The sequence below is a fragment of the Paenibacillus sp. EB106-06-01-XG199 genome (genome assembly GCF_058791575.1).
Genome location: NZ_JBYTDQ010000005.1, coordinates 364,676 through 377,990, shown reverse-complemented (window position 1 = coordinate 377,990; position 13,315 = coordinate 364,676). Strand labels below are relative to the sequence as shown.

Genomic DNA, 13,315 nt, shown 5'->3' with positions numbered 1-13,315 from the left:
CTATTTCCCCACCCTTCGAGGTCCTTTTAATGCCGCCTTCATTTGATCTTTCAATCTTTGGAATTCGTCGATTCCGCCTTGAACCTGGCTCATGCAGAGCTCAATTTCGCTCCTATCACGCCGCGTCTCCATCCAGTTGGTCATTCGTTCTTCTGTCACAGTTCCGCGAATTCTCACTGCCGCATCAATTAAGTTGTTGATAATCTTTGCGTCCCTATACTGCTCATCAATCAACTGCTTACGGAGTTCAAATTTCTTCTCGTCAGCTGTCAATTTATCCAGTCTTTCCTTAGCCAACTCCGGTGGTGCTTGTCGGAGTTTCTCCGCCCCGCTAATAGCCAGGTCAACCGGAACCTTTGCTTCTGCAAGTTGCGGGAAATCGTCAATCGCTTTCTGGTACTGTTCTGCCTTTTCAGGGTCGCGGGCTGTGATAATGGCCTCGATCTTATTTAAGTTTTCAAGTGCAGGGTATTTATCAACTGCATTCACATGTTTCTTTGCATCGTTGATGGTCATACGAGGGACGCCTAAAAGCTCTGAAACCTTTGCTTCTGAATCGGGTTTCCTCGGCCTCCCAGCCCCCTCTTGATTTTTGACGGGCTCCGTCAATAATTCTTCCTTCAGCACTTCCTTAGCCGCTTCAGCCAATTTTGCGAGGTTCTTAGATGCTTCAAACTCAGTCAGTGCCTTGCGCTTCGTATTCTCCTCCAGCTCGATCAGGCGCTTTTCTTTTTCGCTCAAGTCCGCCATCGTCCGGGTTTCGACTTCTTCCCGGCCAAGCAACTTATGAGCTTCTAACCGGCGGTGTCCGGCAATCAAGTTTCCAGCCTCATCTATGATGATGGGGTGCAGCAAACCGCGAGCATTAATACTCTCTGCCAGCCCTGCGATGTCGCCCATGTCCTCACGGATACGGGTGCCTATGTTGATGCTTTTGATTGGTGTTAGCAAGGTTACGCACCTTCCTTTCTAAATCAATCGTATATCCTGGAGCCTGCGAGCGTGGTCCGTGATTAGTACGGATTTTAAAAGACAGGATTATACGATTTCTGATTCTTCCTCCTCTGAAACAGGAACTTGGAAGTTAACCGTTATCCCAAGCACGCTACAAACCTTGTTGATTGAATCTTCGTTCCAACGCCGATCGCCAGACAGTAGATCGTGAATATGCTGCGAGCTATACCCTGCCTGCCTTGCAAGCTCTGCATTCTTCATGCCGTTTTGGGAAAGAATGTTTTTTACCGTTGTTGTGAAGTCCACTGTGTTCACCTCCATGACTAAATAATAAGCAAATAGCTGTTATTTAACAACGAGCATTTATAAGCAAATAGCTTCTAAAATGAGCAAACGGTCAATTAAATAAGCTATTTGCTTTTAAATTCACTCTATTACTCATTTTATCAGCTATTTGCTTGTTGTTTATATAAAATCTTAGTGTTATTATTTGTATAAGCTATTTGCTGAATAATAGGAGGAATCATGAAAATGAGCGCACCACACCGTTTAAAGATGGTTAGGGAAGAATTTCGAAATGAGGAAGGCAAGAAGCTAAGCGGCATTTACGTAGCAAAATTATTAGGGATTACACCGCAATACTATTACGATATTGAAAAGGGGGAACGTACTTTAAGTGCAGAAAACGCCAGTAAGCTTGCAGATATCTTCCATACCACTACTGATTTCTTGTTGGGGAAGACGGATGTTAATATCTATGATTGGGTAGGAACAATCGAAGAGGGGGATTTTTCAGAAGGAATACATAGTGAAAGCCCCTCCTCGGGAGAACACGAGAAAGAGCTCTTTGAAAATTCACTGGAATTGTCAGATGAAGAAATTAAAGATCAATATGAGTTCAAAGTTGACGGTTTAGAGTTAACGGAAGAGGAGTATGATAGGATGATTTCTGCTGTTCGTGCGGAACGGTTGTACAAGAATCGCTCCCAGAAATAACTTGCAGCAAGTAATCGGGTTGCTTCCCCATAATTAGAGATAGTTGGGTTAGGTTAATTGGCTTTTTTCGAATAAGACATCGCCCCTATGTAGTATAATTTTCCGCCGCGATAAGTAAGACGAGCATACCATAAATGAGAACAGTATGCGAACACTTTTTACAAACATTCCAAATGAAAGGAGATTCACATGGCATTCCTGCTCGGGGAGTGCCTGTTACTGGACCGTATTAAGGAGAAGGGTGTAACACAAGCAGAGTTTGCCCGACATATGAAGTGCTCCCGGTCTTTTGTGACGCAAGTCATACTGGGAGATTCGAAAATGTCGCTTGAGTTTGCTATTAATGCAGCCCATTACCTTAACTGTAGGGTGACTGATTTATATGTTTTGAATTGGTCCGGTGACAGGTCAGAGTAGATTTCTTGCTCTCCCTCGAACAGATTGTTAAGCAATACTTAACCACTCTCCTTCCTTGTAATATTACTCCGCGTTAATCGGTGTCTATATCGAGATCACCTCCATGATAGAATAATGAGAACGCAAAAAGGCCGCTGCATGTTTTGAGGTAATAGTTTCATCACAACTGGACTAGTAGCGTATCCAATAGATACGTTATAATCCGTTTTTTTTAATGTGATGAACCTATGTATTACCACATACATGCAGCGGCCAGGACGTACAAGACGAACTACTACCGCTCTTTCTTAATTCTCCCTCACCAGCCGAACCAATAGCGGCGGTGAAAATCAATAGAATTGTAATGAGATTATATTAATCCCTCTCCCAAAATATTGCAAGAATAAATTTTATTCATGGTTATTATTACCTATTTCTGATAGACTTATTTTGTTAATTATTATCAGATTTAGGGGGAACAACATGAAAAAGCCCGTTTATAAGAACTGGTGGTTTTGGGTCGTATTAATAATTGTTATTGGAGCCATTGGAAGTATGGGAGACGATAAGAAAACAACAGATCAAGCAGCTCCCACTGCTACAATAGAGCCCGTGAAGGAAGTCGTTGCAGAACCTACAACAGAACCTACAACGGAACCTACAGAAACTCCTACGGAGAAGCCTACGGTTGCTCCAACAGTAGCACCAACACAAGCTGTCGCTGCTGATCAAGTACCTTTATCGAAGGATGAGGTCCTTAAATACACAGCAAACCTTACTGGAAAAACTTTTATTAAAGAGGTAACTGTAGGTACTGATAGCATAAGCGTGAATTTTTTTTCGGATTTCAAGGAATATAAAGATGCCAATCCAAGCTCAGGCATCACAAACGAAGATTATGTGGACTATTTTTCTACTGGAGACCAGATTAATAAGCTACTTATGCAGGAAACAAGTCGTTTATTCAAACAATTCCCTGGTGCGGCTTCAGTTGATATGACACTTCCATATGAGGGAAGAACTTATTCTGTCGCATTGACAAAGGGAGAGGTGGAGAGTTTTTATAATGTTGATTTCAACACGCTCACTTCAAATGAAATATGGAGAGCTAAGATCAGTGATCCACACTTCAATAAGCAGGACAGACAAAAATTCGTCGACAAATTTGTTAAGGTAAAATAAAAATTACCCCGGGCAGCTCCCGGGGTTTTGTTATGTCTATCAGACTTTTGCTTTAGTAGATGCCTCTTTTAAGGTATCCCCTAGCTCGGCAGTATACATGGTCAACCGCAGACTAATTTCAGTACGCATAACATCACGGGTAAGTCCAAATCGTTCCTGGTATCCCCGGCAAAAGATTTTGTGATAAGAGATAAATTCATCTTGCTCATCCGCGAAAAATTTAATATTTCGCTGCTTCAGCTCTTTTTGCAGTTGATAGATATCCTGCATGATCCGGCGCTGTATAGACTGCCCGGCCATCAGATAGGCTCGCTTAAGGACGTTGCCTGAATGCTCGATCTCTTTCAGACTCTTGCCCACCATTGTATCTATATGTGGCAGTAAAATGAGATCCCGGATCATCACGCGCTCATCATTAGTGAGCATCTTACTACCGGCTCCCTCGTTCTTATCCCTCTGATCGTACTGATCCACATGATCGGTAAGTAGCATCTTAGTTTTCCACCGCTCATTCCCATCCAATTTACTCATTATGTACTGCCCCCTCAGTGATTCATCCAGTAATCTATGTTAGGTCCACGTCGGGCGCTCTGTATGCCTCCCTGCGGCGATGTATCGTACGGTACGTTACGTTCCCACCCCTCAATTATTACGGCCGTTTCAATAGGTGCAGACGACTCCCATAGTATATATTGCTCCGCTGCCAGCACTTTAAAACCCTTGATTATCTCCGCCGGACGGCGCCCGCTTAACCGCCTTAACTCCTTGATATTGGGCATTCTTTTGAAGTGATATCTAAACTGAACGATAATTCGCAGCAACTTGCGCGGGGTATCATCAAGCACGGATTAGCACCTTAAGTGCACGTGGAGTTTTTCCCTCTCTCTTGATATATCCTTTTGCCTCCAACTTATCCAGCAGCACTTGCACTGTTGAACTGGATGTGAGTTCGATTTCCTTCATGATTTCTCGTACGGTTGGTGGATATCCTTGCTCTTCCGATAGCTTAATAATTGCCTGCAATGCTGCGTACTGTCGTTTTGTTAATGGCTTCAAGCTACGACACCTCTCTTTATAAGTCTCCAAGCAAGGATATTTCCTTTCAGGAATACGCGCGGGGACCCACTGTTAAGACATGTGGCTCTGATACGGTCATTGCGAATAGCGTTCACTTCTATTTTACGCTGTGTAATTTCCCCTGACTTTGCTTGATATACAATTTCGATAGTTTGGCCGATGCTCATTTTCATGATTGATCGCCTCCGATAAAATAAGAACATTTGTTTGTATTATAACCAAACATACGTTCTATATACAATCACGAGTATATTCCACTAATCCCACATTTATCTATATTGATTGAATACAATCTAATTTTCCCATATATAAGAAATTATGTTTAGACACTTTCACCTAATAAAGGTAAAATTCAAACGTTACCATATTCATATCACATAGGGAGTGTAAACAAGTGAAGAACAACAGATTTATTTTGAAGAGAGTATTTGTTACGTTTATAGCTATTATGCTTTTGCTGCCTGCAACAAGCGCTTTTGCCTATCCGGGTGGTCTGCTTAATGGTAAATCTATGTTTTACGGTGAGGATCTTAATTCTCATAGTGGATCAACATCACTTGTGACTGATAATAATGAGTCCACCTTTTTTAGAACAACTCAATCTACCAAATATTTATGGGCAAATATACCAGAAAGCACCATCAGTTCATATCGTCTTAAGGGTGCTGGTTGGGTGACTTTTTATGATGCTAATGGCAAAGTTCTTTTTTCGGATCAAGGAGGTAATAATCCTGAAGGTAAAGTTTTGCAAACACCAATATCAGGTGTAGTAAGGGTGTCGATCCTCGGCTATTCATCAGAACAATCTGAATTTGACGTTTGGACAGATCAGATGCCAATGCCAACCCCAACACCCACGCCGACAGCAACAGTGGAACCGACACCAACTGCAACTCCTTCGCCAACCGTCACGCCAAAACCAACAGCAACTCCAACACCAAGTGCTACACCGGTACCGACAGCTACTCCTGCACCTACAGTAACACCTTCGCCAACAGCTACACCGACTCCGAAACCAACGACAACGCCTGAACAACCGACTGGTGATAGAGCGGTCCTCACGATTACCCTTATTAATGGAGTCGAAAAGGAGTATGATCTTCCCATCGCTGAAGTTGATGCATTCTTAACCTGGTATGACGCTCGTGATGCGGGCAGAGGTCCTGGAATGTATGCGATCGACAAGCACACAAACAATAAAGGCCCCTTTAAAAAGCGTAAAGATTATGTTGTCTTTGATAAAATCCTTACCTATGAAGTAAGTGAGTACACAGCAGCAGAATAATCCTTCCCAGCACTTACCTCCTCTTTCCTTATAGCCAAGCGCTATAATTGGATTGAGGAGGTTTTTTATGTTTATTTCCCCTATGTTATTACAGACCGCTGCTGGCCCATTCAGCCACAGCGATTATATATTTGAACCAAAGATTGACGGACATCGGCTGATCTACTCCCAGCAGGCCGGGAAGGTCCGGTTATATACACGACACGACAATGACTGCACCCGGCAATACCCTGAACTGCAGTTACCGTTTGATGATGATATTATCCTGGACGGTGAGGTTGCCTGCGTCGATCCTGCAACCGGAGTATCAGATTTCGAGTCGGTCATGAGCCGCTTCCAGTCGCGCCGGGCAGACAAAATTCAACAGCTCACAGCCGCACTGCCGGCCTATTACGCAATCTTTGATATCCTGCAATACAAAGGTAAGGATCTGCGCAGATTGCCGCTGCTGCACCGCAGGGAGATTCTGGCGGGATTATCACTACCGTCTGGAAGTTTTGGAGTGGTGCCACATGTTGACGGCGCTGGCGTGGCCTTGTTTAAACAGATTGAGACGCGAGGTTTGGAGGGTATAGTGGGCAAGCGTAAGAATAGTCTGTATGAGACTGGACGCCGATCCCACGCATGGCAGAAGGTCATTAACTGGACTTATGCCGAAGTATATATAACAGCTTATCGCAAGCAGGAATTCGGCTGGTTAGCAGCAGTGCCCGGTACATCCGGCAAACTGCGTCCGGCTGGAGTAATTGAGCTTGGCGTGTCACCGCTCTACAAGCAAGCTTTTCGAGGAGTAGCCCAGCAGCTTGTGAAGGGCGAAGACAAAGAGTTTGTTTACTTGGAGCCGCGACTGCGGGCGAAGGTCAGAATGAGGAACTGGACCAAATCAGGAATGTTGCGGAGTCCAGTGTTTACGGATTTTATCTTTTGACTAAAAAAAGATTCCATCTGGCATATTCACCTGACGGAATCTTTTTCACTTTCTATTATTTTCAAACTCTTGGCTTAATAAAATTCGTGCTTTAGACCAATCATCTTCTACTTCGCTGTAATCTTTAGACATATTCATTAAAGCACAGCGCAGTATGTTTCTAGATAACTCGCAGGATTTAGCGAGGATATCTGTTGCAGAAAAAACTTGCGGTCCTACAGCAAGCACTAAACCATCAGAATCAGAATACATCATTTTATTACTTGCCGAGATACCAGTATGAACATAGCTAGAGTCTGGTTGATATATAACTTCATACCAATAACCCATACCAACTTCAATAGCCATATTATGCAGAGTTATGTCAGACCATTGGAACTTCTTCTTATAGTTGTTTTTGACCTTTTCGTAGTCTTCTTCAATACTTTGAATGACCTCTACATCATATTCAATATCAGGGTAATATTTTAATGAAGAAGTATATAATCTCTTTCTAGATACAGCAGAGTACTCAATGTATAGCTGCACTCTTACTTCCGGATCTTTGGATATATATGCTAAAGTGATACTCGCTTCTAACAATGTCCTTAATATAACTATAGCATCCTCTTCCATTCCAGATACAACTAATATCCTAAGTGACAGAAGAGATTTATGGAATTTGTTTATAAAGAACAAGGAAACATCTGCTAATGTGTGATTAGGAATTTGACCTGATAACAAATTATTATCAAAAGTTGTTGCCATAATTCTGTGAGCCATTAAAGATTTCTGATGCTTATTTTCCATTTCTGTTACAACTTCTTTTATATACATAATTTAATCGACCCGATCCAATAAGATTTTGAATTGCTCGGTGCTTCATATCAGTCAAAAAACAGACACTTTATCACGATTAGACAGTCTGTAAATTGTATTCATTTTATATATGCTCTAAATTCAAACCGTTCTCGCATAAACCAACTGTCGGCTATCCTGATCGACTCCTGTGTGTATCCCTCCACGATCCCCCCGTAATCTATTAGGTGCCCGATTGGGTCCGGATCTTCCCGGTACCAGACTGACACCTTGGATTGCGCAAGGGCTGCGGTCAGGAAGTGTGTATCGCTCTCTAGGACTTTGTATGTATTATTCATGCCTCTCATTTTCTCTTCTTTCGATATTTGTAAATCCAATAAAACAAAATCAACACCAACAATAATAAAAATATTCCGATCCATAAAGCTGTAGGACGCCAAATCAAAAAGTATGTGTCTCTGTATTGATAATTTTCATTATTCATAAATATAGAATAATTCATTTGGAACATTATGTATATCCGTTCTATGTAATTGGTATTATAAATTTTATACTAAAAGAGTGTCTCATCATATCATGAGTAAGACACTCTTTTCTTACATATACATTAGTTATTGTTTGATTATTTGGTTTTCTAACCACACAATAAATTCATTACTTCCAAAGAAATACTTTTGGTGAATCACTCTTCCGGAATACTCCTCACGATAAATGAAATCTTCCATTTCCGGAAAATCACCTTTATTAAATTCAGGATTAATCACATGTATCATCAAACTAGGATTATCAATAAGAGCTGTTTCGAAAGATTTTACTAATGCCGGATCTCGAAAAGAAAATCCAATTATCAATAGAGTATTAACTCTCTTTAAGTACTTATCAAGCATACGATGATTATATCTGTATGGATCTTCCAATAGCACCTTTTTGTCCGATGGGTATACCAGCATCAGTTCTTTTGGAGAGTAAGGATCATTAGCAACGTTAGTCCCCATTTTTATTCTCCCAGCTCTTTTTTCCCAAAATAAAGAACCGTGCAGTTTGTAATAAGGTATATATATTGTATTATCAGAGTCTTCATTAATACTTTCATATTCATTCATGTTCCAACCACGTCTGTCAAAACCATCAATATATTTTAAGTTATATTTAATTGCCTTTTCCCACTCAAGGTGTTTATCCATCTCAATGTCGTTTTCCGGATTAAAAAACCAATCCACGCTCATATCATAATTAGTTGTAAAAAACGGAATTACTGGTGCATCATCTAAATTAAGTTCTTTATTAATTCTGATCAACAAATTCCATATAGGTTCGTAAACAGTTCTTATTGAATCAAATTGAATATTTTCATATTTTTCTCTGATCAAATCTTCTAGTTGGAAAATTAATGTTTGAGCTTTTTCTTTGTATAGCATGTATGTATTATTGGCTGTCTGTGATAGAATTTTAACTAAATTTGGTCCCCCTATTGAGTTATTATTAGAGTTTTTAATTTCACCGTACGTGTTATAAAGGGTGTTCACCATATTATTATAAATAACTGGGTTTTGGAATAAAAACCAGCAATCATTATTTGTGAACTCCTTCAGTTCATACAAAGCACCCATTACTCTTTCCAGATCATAATTTTCATCATCGCCATACAAAGTATCAAATATGAACTTAAAATACTCCGGGTCACTAATTCTTGGAGACTTAGGGTGATGGTCCTCTGTCATTATCTGTTGAAAAAATTCTTTCATAGTAGGTAAGGAAATTGGCTCTGCCCTGGAAGCTCCTGCTCCCGTAAAAACTGCTATAGGAATTCTCTTATCCATGTAATATCCTCCCATGTAAAATATATCAAATTATATTATACATGGGATTGTGTACTTCCGATATGTTAATATACAATATCCCTTAAACCTTGAATCATTATCTGTTCATTTTCGAATTCCAACTTACCTTCAGTTGACTCTCCACCTTCATAAACGCCACCAAAACCGACGGAGATTTTATTACCTGTTATGTCAACCCATCTAATATAGCATTCGCTATACTTCAAACCACTTTTCGTTTGAATGCTCTCTGACACTTTTTCTGAAATCGTCATAAAGATTCCTGAGATGTTTTGTGATTGAGATTCATTTATCTCTTTACGCTCATCCTGAACTAAAACAAGGAATCTATTACCAAGATACTCGGACTCAATATAAATTGTTTTCATTTTAATACCTCCATAGATTATATTTACTTTCGTAGCACGAAAAAATGACGCTCCCAAGGAATTTAGTCGGAAACGTCATTTTACAATTATGAACGTAATTCTGGTAAATGTAGTAGGATCTGGGATGATTTTAAGTGATTTTTGGGATTTTTCAGTCTAAGCCAGTGGGCGTAATCCAAGCGTATCAAGGATGAATTAATTCTATACATAAAGGGCAAACACTAGACAAAATGAAAAGCTCGCCGCCAGTGGGTATAATCCCAAACACTTGGGAATTTACTCTTTATCCGTATATCCCTTGCCAGCTTCCGGATTACTCACAATTCCCAGCACAATCAGAATGCCAAGTAACGCATTCACGGCCGCTGTAATCTCATCGTATTTTTCTGGGGCCAGTTGCACCCCGAAGATTACCCCGACTGTTTGCACGCCAAGCAGCACGGCTGCCGTCAAAGATACCCACAATCCACGATTCCGCCATTTGCTTTTCATTTACTTATCCCCCTTACTGGTGATTGTCATTGTCTTAGTCTTAGCGTCATAGTCCACTGTAGCCCCTAAAGCCTCTGCTACGGCCCTTGCAGGCGTATAGGTTACTCCTTCATCCGCTACACCGTCAGCCACCTTCTTGCCGTCTACGAGCACCCTCACGATTACATCTTTCTTCACTTCTGAAGCTTCCCCCTTACATTTATCAATCTTGGCATAAGCCGTTTTAACCTGCGCTGCTGTTGGTTCCTTGCCTGCTCGCAGTTGTGCGGTCTTCAAGCCGAATGTCATTTGGAAGTGTGGTGCATCCTTGATGGAAACGAAATCCCCGCCCCACTCAAACCCGAGCGCCTTGGCCTCCTGAACAACCTCTGTCCAGTCCGCTACCTTATCACCGTCACCATCGCGTTTCAGGTCCCAGGATACCTGTTTCCCATCCGACAGCAGTAGGGCGAAGTCGATAGCAAGTCCAAAGTTGTGGTAACTGGTGCCGCCCTTGGCATTGGTCACAATAGGCCCAGGCTTGGTCCGGCCCTGAGCGTACAGGGCATTCTGCTCTTCAATGGTCCGCAGCCCTTGGGTAATGACTATATTGACCCCTCGGGCATAACTCCGCTCAATGAGGGCCTCTGTGGCCGCTTTAAGGACAGGATGCAGCCCAATAAGGCGTTTATGTGATTTGAGTTTTACCTGATCTAATGTAAGCATTACACCACTCCTTATTTTCCTAAAAATTGATTGCCAGCTGCTGCTCCAAGAGCAATCAAAACAATGTATTTAATCATATCCATCCAGAGCTTTCGTTCTGCGCCGCTGTCCTTGTTAGCTTGTTGAAGCAGCGAGAAAATTTTGCTTTCGAGACTGTCGAACTTAGCCATAATTGCGCTGAACTGAATCTCCATTTTGATGGTTGAACTTTTGATCTCCTTAATATTTTCATCATGACGATGGTCATTCTCTTCCAGTAGCCTCAGCTTAGTGTTTGCCGTAACATTTTCGGCAGCTATTCGGGCAAACTCACTCGACAGAGTGCTCAACCCCGCCTCTACCTCTTCAAGGCGTTGTAATGGCATTACATCCTCAACCCCTCCCCTTACATCTGCTCCCCCGTCTGCCATCATGATTGCTCCCCTTTATCTAATTGGTGTATAAAAACAGCCCCCGGATCGACTCCGAGGGCAAAATAAAAACGCCTCATTGGGCGCCATCTTTAAATCTATTTAGCTGGTAATGGATCTCCGTTCTCGTCCAGGTCACTTGCGGCCAGATAGGTCTTAACCTCCGGCTGCAGCTTGGCAGGCACTTGAGCATAAGTTTTGAGGCCCTTAATAATCAGCAGCGCATAAATAACAGACATGGTATCACCTCCCCTCATGAGACGTAGACCGCCGGACACCAGCAGCCCCGCCAACCAGTTACGCATTGTCGCCCAGCAGCACGGCAACGTCCTCGCGGATTACAGCTGGTACTTGTTCCAGCTTTTTAAGTCCCTTGCGGATCAAGCTTGCATATACTTGTGTCATTTACTAGCACCTCCAGTCAGGGGTAATACCAGTTCGTACAGCTCGGTTAACGCTAATTGCGCACTTACGGCCTCAGTTTGTGCAGAGAGCAGCTGCTCGTAATTATCAGCAAGAGCCATTTGTGTGCTGGATAGCTCTGTTGTCAGGTCCTTGATTTGCTCGGTTAACGGCTTCTGATAGACTGGTTCAGTCGGTTCCTCTGGGTCAATAGGATCATAAGAAAACTCAAGCTTCTTTGTTTCCAGATTGACGTGGTAACTAGTAGCGTTTATAAAATCCTGTGCATGCTGGCGATATTCCAGTTCAATCAGGCCCACGGTTTCCGGCACACGCTCGGCCAACAGCTTGAAAGACTCAAAATCCTGTTCTCGGGTTGTTGGCACCACACTGCCGATCCGTTCGCCGGTGTTGAGGATTACATTGCCCGTTTTCAGTTCATAGTAAATTTTCATTCCGATTTCCATTGTAAATGCCTCCTTTTTTTTTATTCTGTTGCCCGCCATGTAAGTTCCTTTCCAGAGGAAGCGAGGTGGTCAATTGTAAATCCTCCAGCGAACACCTGACTATTCGAGAAACTCATATACGTAGCTTCCGTACCATTAGCAGAGTTTACCGCTGAACAGTACCACTGTCCAAATGATCGACCTAAGCGATAATAAACTGTAGCCCCCGTTCCCGCCGTGCCAGTCCACGCAAGTTGAATTTCACTTGGAGTGAATCCCAGTCCGTTAACGGTGACTCTATAAATGTCTCCGGATTGAATGGTTCCAGTAGCTGTGCGTCTGCCCTCTATCATAGTGCCCCATACTCCATATATACTCACACCACTTCGTATATTAGACGGTTTCAAATCACTTTCCGCAGATTGGAGTTGTGCTGTAGTAACCTTAATTTCTCCCGCTCCTGGTCCACCCTTACGGTAGCCCTCCCTAGGATAAACCGCTAAGTCTCCATTGCCCCATTGCGCTGTTCCTATAGCTACATCATCACCTGCACTGATAATAGGTACGGTTCCCGCAGTCCCGGCTATTGTGGTATCTGCCAGTACTTTATTGGCTGGAACAGGCACAGCAGCAATGATAATGTCTTCAGACCAATAGCCTGCTGATTTTATTTGAGGTACAGCTCCAGGCGTCACCACTCCACCAGCTCCGCGGACAGGAATCGATCCCTGAAGTCCGAACATAGTCACGTCAGACCTCCAGTATGCGGGATTAAAATTCGGTTCATTTTTCTGTATCCACACATCCCCCTGAAATGCCGTTGGTGGGTCTGCTGGAATTACTGGCCTTAGCCATAATGTTCCTGGGACCGAAGCTATGTCTTTAGCTAGATGATGATTGGCGCTTGTCCCGTCTCCATTCCAGTTTGTCTTAAGTGGCATCGTACCTGGAGCGATGTATTTATCTTTCGCGCTATAGGTTTTCCCTGCTAACACATCGCCGGGATCTGCTGTACCCGGTATCCATAAACCCATT

At 42.5% G+C, this 13,315-nt stretch carries 19 protein-coding genes; 5 read left to right on the top strand and 14 right to left on the bottom strand.

Annotated elements, in window-relative coordinates; translation table 11 throughout:
* Entirely contained in the window at nucleotides 1–951 is a 951-nt protein-coding gene (locus AC3WT9_RS20215; protein WP_492407869.1) for a ParB N-terminal domain-containing protein, read from the bottom strand.
* An 87-nt stretch (nucleotides 952–1,038) separates the two neighbouring features.
* Nucleotides 1,039–1,260: a helix-turn-helix domain-containing protein gene (locus tag AC3WT9_RS20210; RefSeq protein WP_492407868.1), complete on the bottom strand. Its 222-nt coding sequence runs from the start codon at nucleotides 1,258–1,260 to the stop codon at nucleotides 1,039–1,041.
* 219 nt (nucleotides 1,261–1,479) lie between these two features.
* Here AC3WT9_RS20210 and AC3WT9_RS20205 point away from each other — a divergent pair, with 219 nt between their 5' ends.
* From AC3WT9_RS20205 to AC3WT9_RS20195, 3 genes are all read left to right on the top strand, one after another.
* The gene (locus AC3WT9_RS20205; protein WP_492407867.1) at nucleotides 1,480–1,950 is read left to right on the top strand and encodes a helix-turn-helix transcriptional regulator; all 471 of its coding nucleotides are present in this window, start codon (nucleotides 1,480–1,482) and stop codon (nucleotides 1,948–1,950) included.
* Between the two features lie 189 nt (nucleotides 1,951–2,139).
* Nucleotides 2,140–2,367, top strand: coding sequence for a helix-turn-helix domain-containing protein (locus tag AC3WT9_RS20200; RefSeq protein WP_492407866.1), 228 nt, complete (start codon nucleotides 2,140–2,142; stop codon nucleotides 2,365–2,367).
* A gap of 462 nt (nucleotides 2,368–2,829) precedes the next feature.
* Nucleotides 2,830–3,528, top strand: coding sequence for a hypothetical protein (locus tag AC3WT9_RS20195; RefSeq protein ID WP_492407865.1), 699 nt, complete (start codon nucleotides 2,830–2,832; stop codon nucleotides 3,526–3,528).
* Nucleotides 3,529–3,567: 39 nt separating this feature from the next.
* Here AC3WT9_RS20195 and AC3WT9_RS20190 read toward each other — a convergent pair whose 3' ends face one another.
* Together AC3WT9_RS20190 and AC3WT9_RS20185 are read right to left on the bottom strand one after the other, a co-directional pair.
* Nucleotides 3,568–4,059, bottom strand: coding sequence for a YhjD family protein (locus AC3WT9_RS20190; RefSeq protein WP_492407864.1), 492 nt, complete (start codon nucleotides 4,057–4,059; stop codon nucleotides 3,568–3,570).
* A 306-nt stretch (nucleotides 4,060–4,365) separates the two neighbouring features.
* Nucleotides 4,366–4,584 (bottom strand): LexA family protein, encoded by a 219-nt coding sequence (locus tag AC3WT9_RS20185; protein ID WP_492407863.1) that lies wholly within the window; start codon nucleotides 4,582–4,584, stop codon nucleotides 4,366–4,368.
* A 415-nt stretch (nucleotides 4,585–4,999) separates the two neighbouring features.
* On the opposite strand from AC3WT9_RS20185, the gene AC3WT9_RS20180 reads away from it, so the two are divergent.
* Together AC3WT9_RS20180 and AC3WT9_RS20175 are read left to right on the top strand one after the other, a co-directional pair.
* Nucleotides 5,000–5,890: a hypothetical protein gene (locus tag AC3WT9_RS20180; RefSeq protein ID WP_492407862.1), complete on the top strand. Its 891-nt coding sequence runs from the start codon at nucleotides 5,000–5,002 to the stop codon at nucleotides 5,888–5,890.
* 67 nt (nucleotides 5,891–5,957) lie between these two features.
* Nucleotides 5,958–6,818: an ATP-dependent DNA ligase gene (locus tag AC3WT9_RS20175; protein ID WP_492407861.1), complete on the top strand. Its 861-nt coding sequence runs from the start codon at nucleotides 5,958–5,960 to the stop codon at nucleotides 6,816–6,818.
* A gap of 45 nt (nucleotides 6,819–6,863) precedes the next feature.
* Here the strand turns inward: AC3WT9_RS20175 and AC3WT9_RS20170 are convergent, their stop codons facing one another.
* From AC3WT9_RS20170 to AC3WT9_RS20125, 10 genes are all read right to left on the bottom strand, one after another.
* Nucleotides 6,864–7,634, bottom strand: a complete 771-nt coding sequence (locus AC3WT9_RS20170; RefSeq protein ID WP_492407860.1) for a DUF5677 domain-containing protein — start codon at nucleotides 7,632–7,634, stop codon at nucleotides 6,864–6,866.
* A 593-nt stretch (nucleotides 7,635–8,227) separates the two neighbouring features.
* Nucleotides 8,228–9,436 (bottom strand): SIR2 family protein, encoded by a 1,209-nt coding sequence (locus AC3WT9_RS20165; protein WP_492407859.1) that lies wholly within the window; start codon nucleotides 9,434–9,436, stop codon nucleotides 8,228–8,230.
* A 65-nt stretch (nucleotides 9,437–9,501) separates the two neighbouring features.
* On the bottom strand, nucleotides 9,502–9,825 hold the full coding sequence (locus AC3WT9_RS20160; protein WP_492407858.1) for a hypothetical protein: 324 nt from the start codon (nucleotides 9,823–9,825) through the stop codon (nucleotides 9,502–9,504).
* 276 nt (nucleotides 9,826–10,101) lie between these two features.
* On the bottom strand, nucleotides 10,102–10,317 hold the full coding sequence (locus AC3WT9_RS20155; RefSeq protein WP_492407857.1) for a phage holin: 216 nt from the start codon (nucleotides 10,315–10,317) through the stop codon (nucleotides 10,102–10,104).
* Nucleotides 10,318–11,022 carry a M15 family metallopeptidase gene (locus AC3WT9_RS20150; RefSeq protein ID WP_492407856.1) on the bottom strand — a complete coding sequence of 235 codons (705 nt, stop codon included), beginning with the start codon at nucleotides 11,020–11,022 and terminating at the stop codon, nucleotides 10,318–10,320. It abuts the gene before it with no gap.
* 11 nt (nucleotides 11,023–11,033) lie between these two features.
* Entirely contained in the window at nucleotides 11,034–11,435 is a 402-nt protein-coding gene (locus AC3WT9_RS20145) for a hypothetical protein (protein WP_492407855.1), read from the bottom strand.
* A 95-nt stretch (nucleotides 11,436–11,530) separates the two neighbouring features.
* Nucleotides 11,531–11,671 (bottom strand): CD1375 family protein, encoded by a 141-nt coding sequence (locus tag AC3WT9_RS20140; protein WP_438497189.1) that lies wholly within the window; start codon nucleotides 11,669–11,671, stop codon nucleotides 11,531–11,533.
* A 58-nt stretch (nucleotides 11,672–11,729) separates the two neighbouring features.
* The gene (locus AC3WT9_RS20135; RefSeq protein WP_438497188.1) at nucleotides 11,730–11,837 is read right to left on the bottom strand and encodes a CD1375 family protein; all 108 of its coding nucleotides are present in this window, start codon (nucleotides 11,835–11,837) and stop codon (nucleotides 11,730–11,732) included.
* The gene (locus AC3WT9_RS20130) at nucleotides 11,834–12,301 is read right to left on the bottom strand and encodes a hypothetical protein (protein ID WP_492407854.1); all 468 of its coding nucleotides are present in this window, start codon (nucleotides 12,299–12,301) and stop codon (nucleotides 11,834–11,836) included. Before AC3WT9_RS20130 ends, AC3WT9_RS20135 begins: the two co-directional genes overlap by 4 nt.
* A 20-nt stretch (nucleotides 12,302–12,321) precedes the next feature.
* On the bottom strand, nucleotides 12,322–13,314 hold the full coding sequence (locus AC3WT9_RS20125; RefSeq protein ID WP_492407853.1) for a hypothetical protein: 993 nt from the start codon (nucleotides 13,312–13,314) through the stop codon (nucleotides 12,322–12,324).
* Nucleotide 13,315: the final 1 nt, after the last annotated feature.

What these genes read in the sequence shown, in the direction of transcription:
- AC3WT9_RS20170 (WP_492407860.1), bottom strand. Translation starts at nt 7,634, where the DNA reads ATGTATATAAAAGAAGTTGTAACAGAAATGGAAAATAAGCATCAGAAA.
- AC3WT9_RS20200 (WP_492407866.1), top strand. Translation starts at nt 2,140, where the DNA reads ATGGCATTCCTGCTCGGGGAGTGCCTGTTACTGGACCGTATTAAGGAG.
- AC3WT9_RS20125 (WP_492407853.1), bottom strand. Translation starts at nt 13,314, where the DNA reads ATGGGTTTATGGATACCGGGTACAGCAGATCCCGGCGATGTGTTAGCA.
- AC3WT9_RS20160 (WP_492407858.1), bottom strand. Translation starts at nt 9,825, where the DNA reads ATGAAAACAATTTATATTGAGTCCGAGTATCTTGGTAATAGATTCCTT.
- AC3WT9_RS20150 (WP_492407856.1), bottom strand. Translation starts at nt 11,022, where the DNA reads ATGCTTACATTAGATCAGGTAAAACTCAAATCACATAAACGCCTTATT.
- AC3WT9_RS20190 (WP_492407864.1), bottom strand. Translation starts at nt 4,059, where the DNA reads ATGAGTAAATTGGATGGGAATGAGCGGTGGAAAACTAAGATGCTACTT.
- AC3WT9_RS20135 (WP_438497188.1), bottom strand. Translation starts at nt 11,837, where the DNA reads ATGACACAAGTATATGCAAGCTTGATCCGCAAGGGACTTAAAAAGCTG.
- AC3WT9_RS20165 (WP_492407859.1), bottom strand. Translation starts at nt 9,436, where the DNA reads ATGGATAAGAGAATTCCTATAGCAGTTTTTACGGGAGCAGGAGCTTCC.
- AC3WT9_RS20130 (WP_492407854.1), bottom strand. Translation starts at nt 12,301, where the DNA reads ATGGAAATCGGAATGAAAATTTACTATGAACTGAAAACGGGCAATGTA.
- AC3WT9_RS20205 (WP_492407867.1), top strand. Translation starts at nt 1,480, where the DNA reads ATGAAAATGAGCGCACCACACCGTTTAAAGATGGTTAGGGAAGAATTT.
- AC3WT9_RS20175 (WP_492407861.1), top strand. Translation starts at nt 5,958, where the DNA reads ATGTTTATTTCCCCTATGTTATTACAGACCGCTGCTGGCCCATTCAGC.
- AC3WT9_RS20145 (WP_492407855.1), bottom strand. Translation starts at nt 11,435, where the DNA reads ATGATGGCAGACGGGGGAGCAGATGTAAGGGGAGGGGTTGAGGATGTA.
- AC3WT9_RS20155 (WP_492407857.1), bottom strand. Translation starts at nt 10,317, where the DNA reads ATGAAAAGCAAATGGCGGAATCGTGGATTGTGGGTATCTTTGACGGCA.
- AC3WT9_RS20140 (WP_438497189.1), bottom strand. Translation starts at nt 11,671, where the DNA reads ATGTCTGTTATTTATGCGCTGCTGATTATTAAGGGCCTCAAAACTTAT.
- AC3WT9_RS20195 (WP_492407865.1), top strand. Translation starts at nt 2,830, where the DNA reads ATGAAAAAGCCCGTTTATAAGAACTGGTGGTTTTGGGTCGTATTAATA.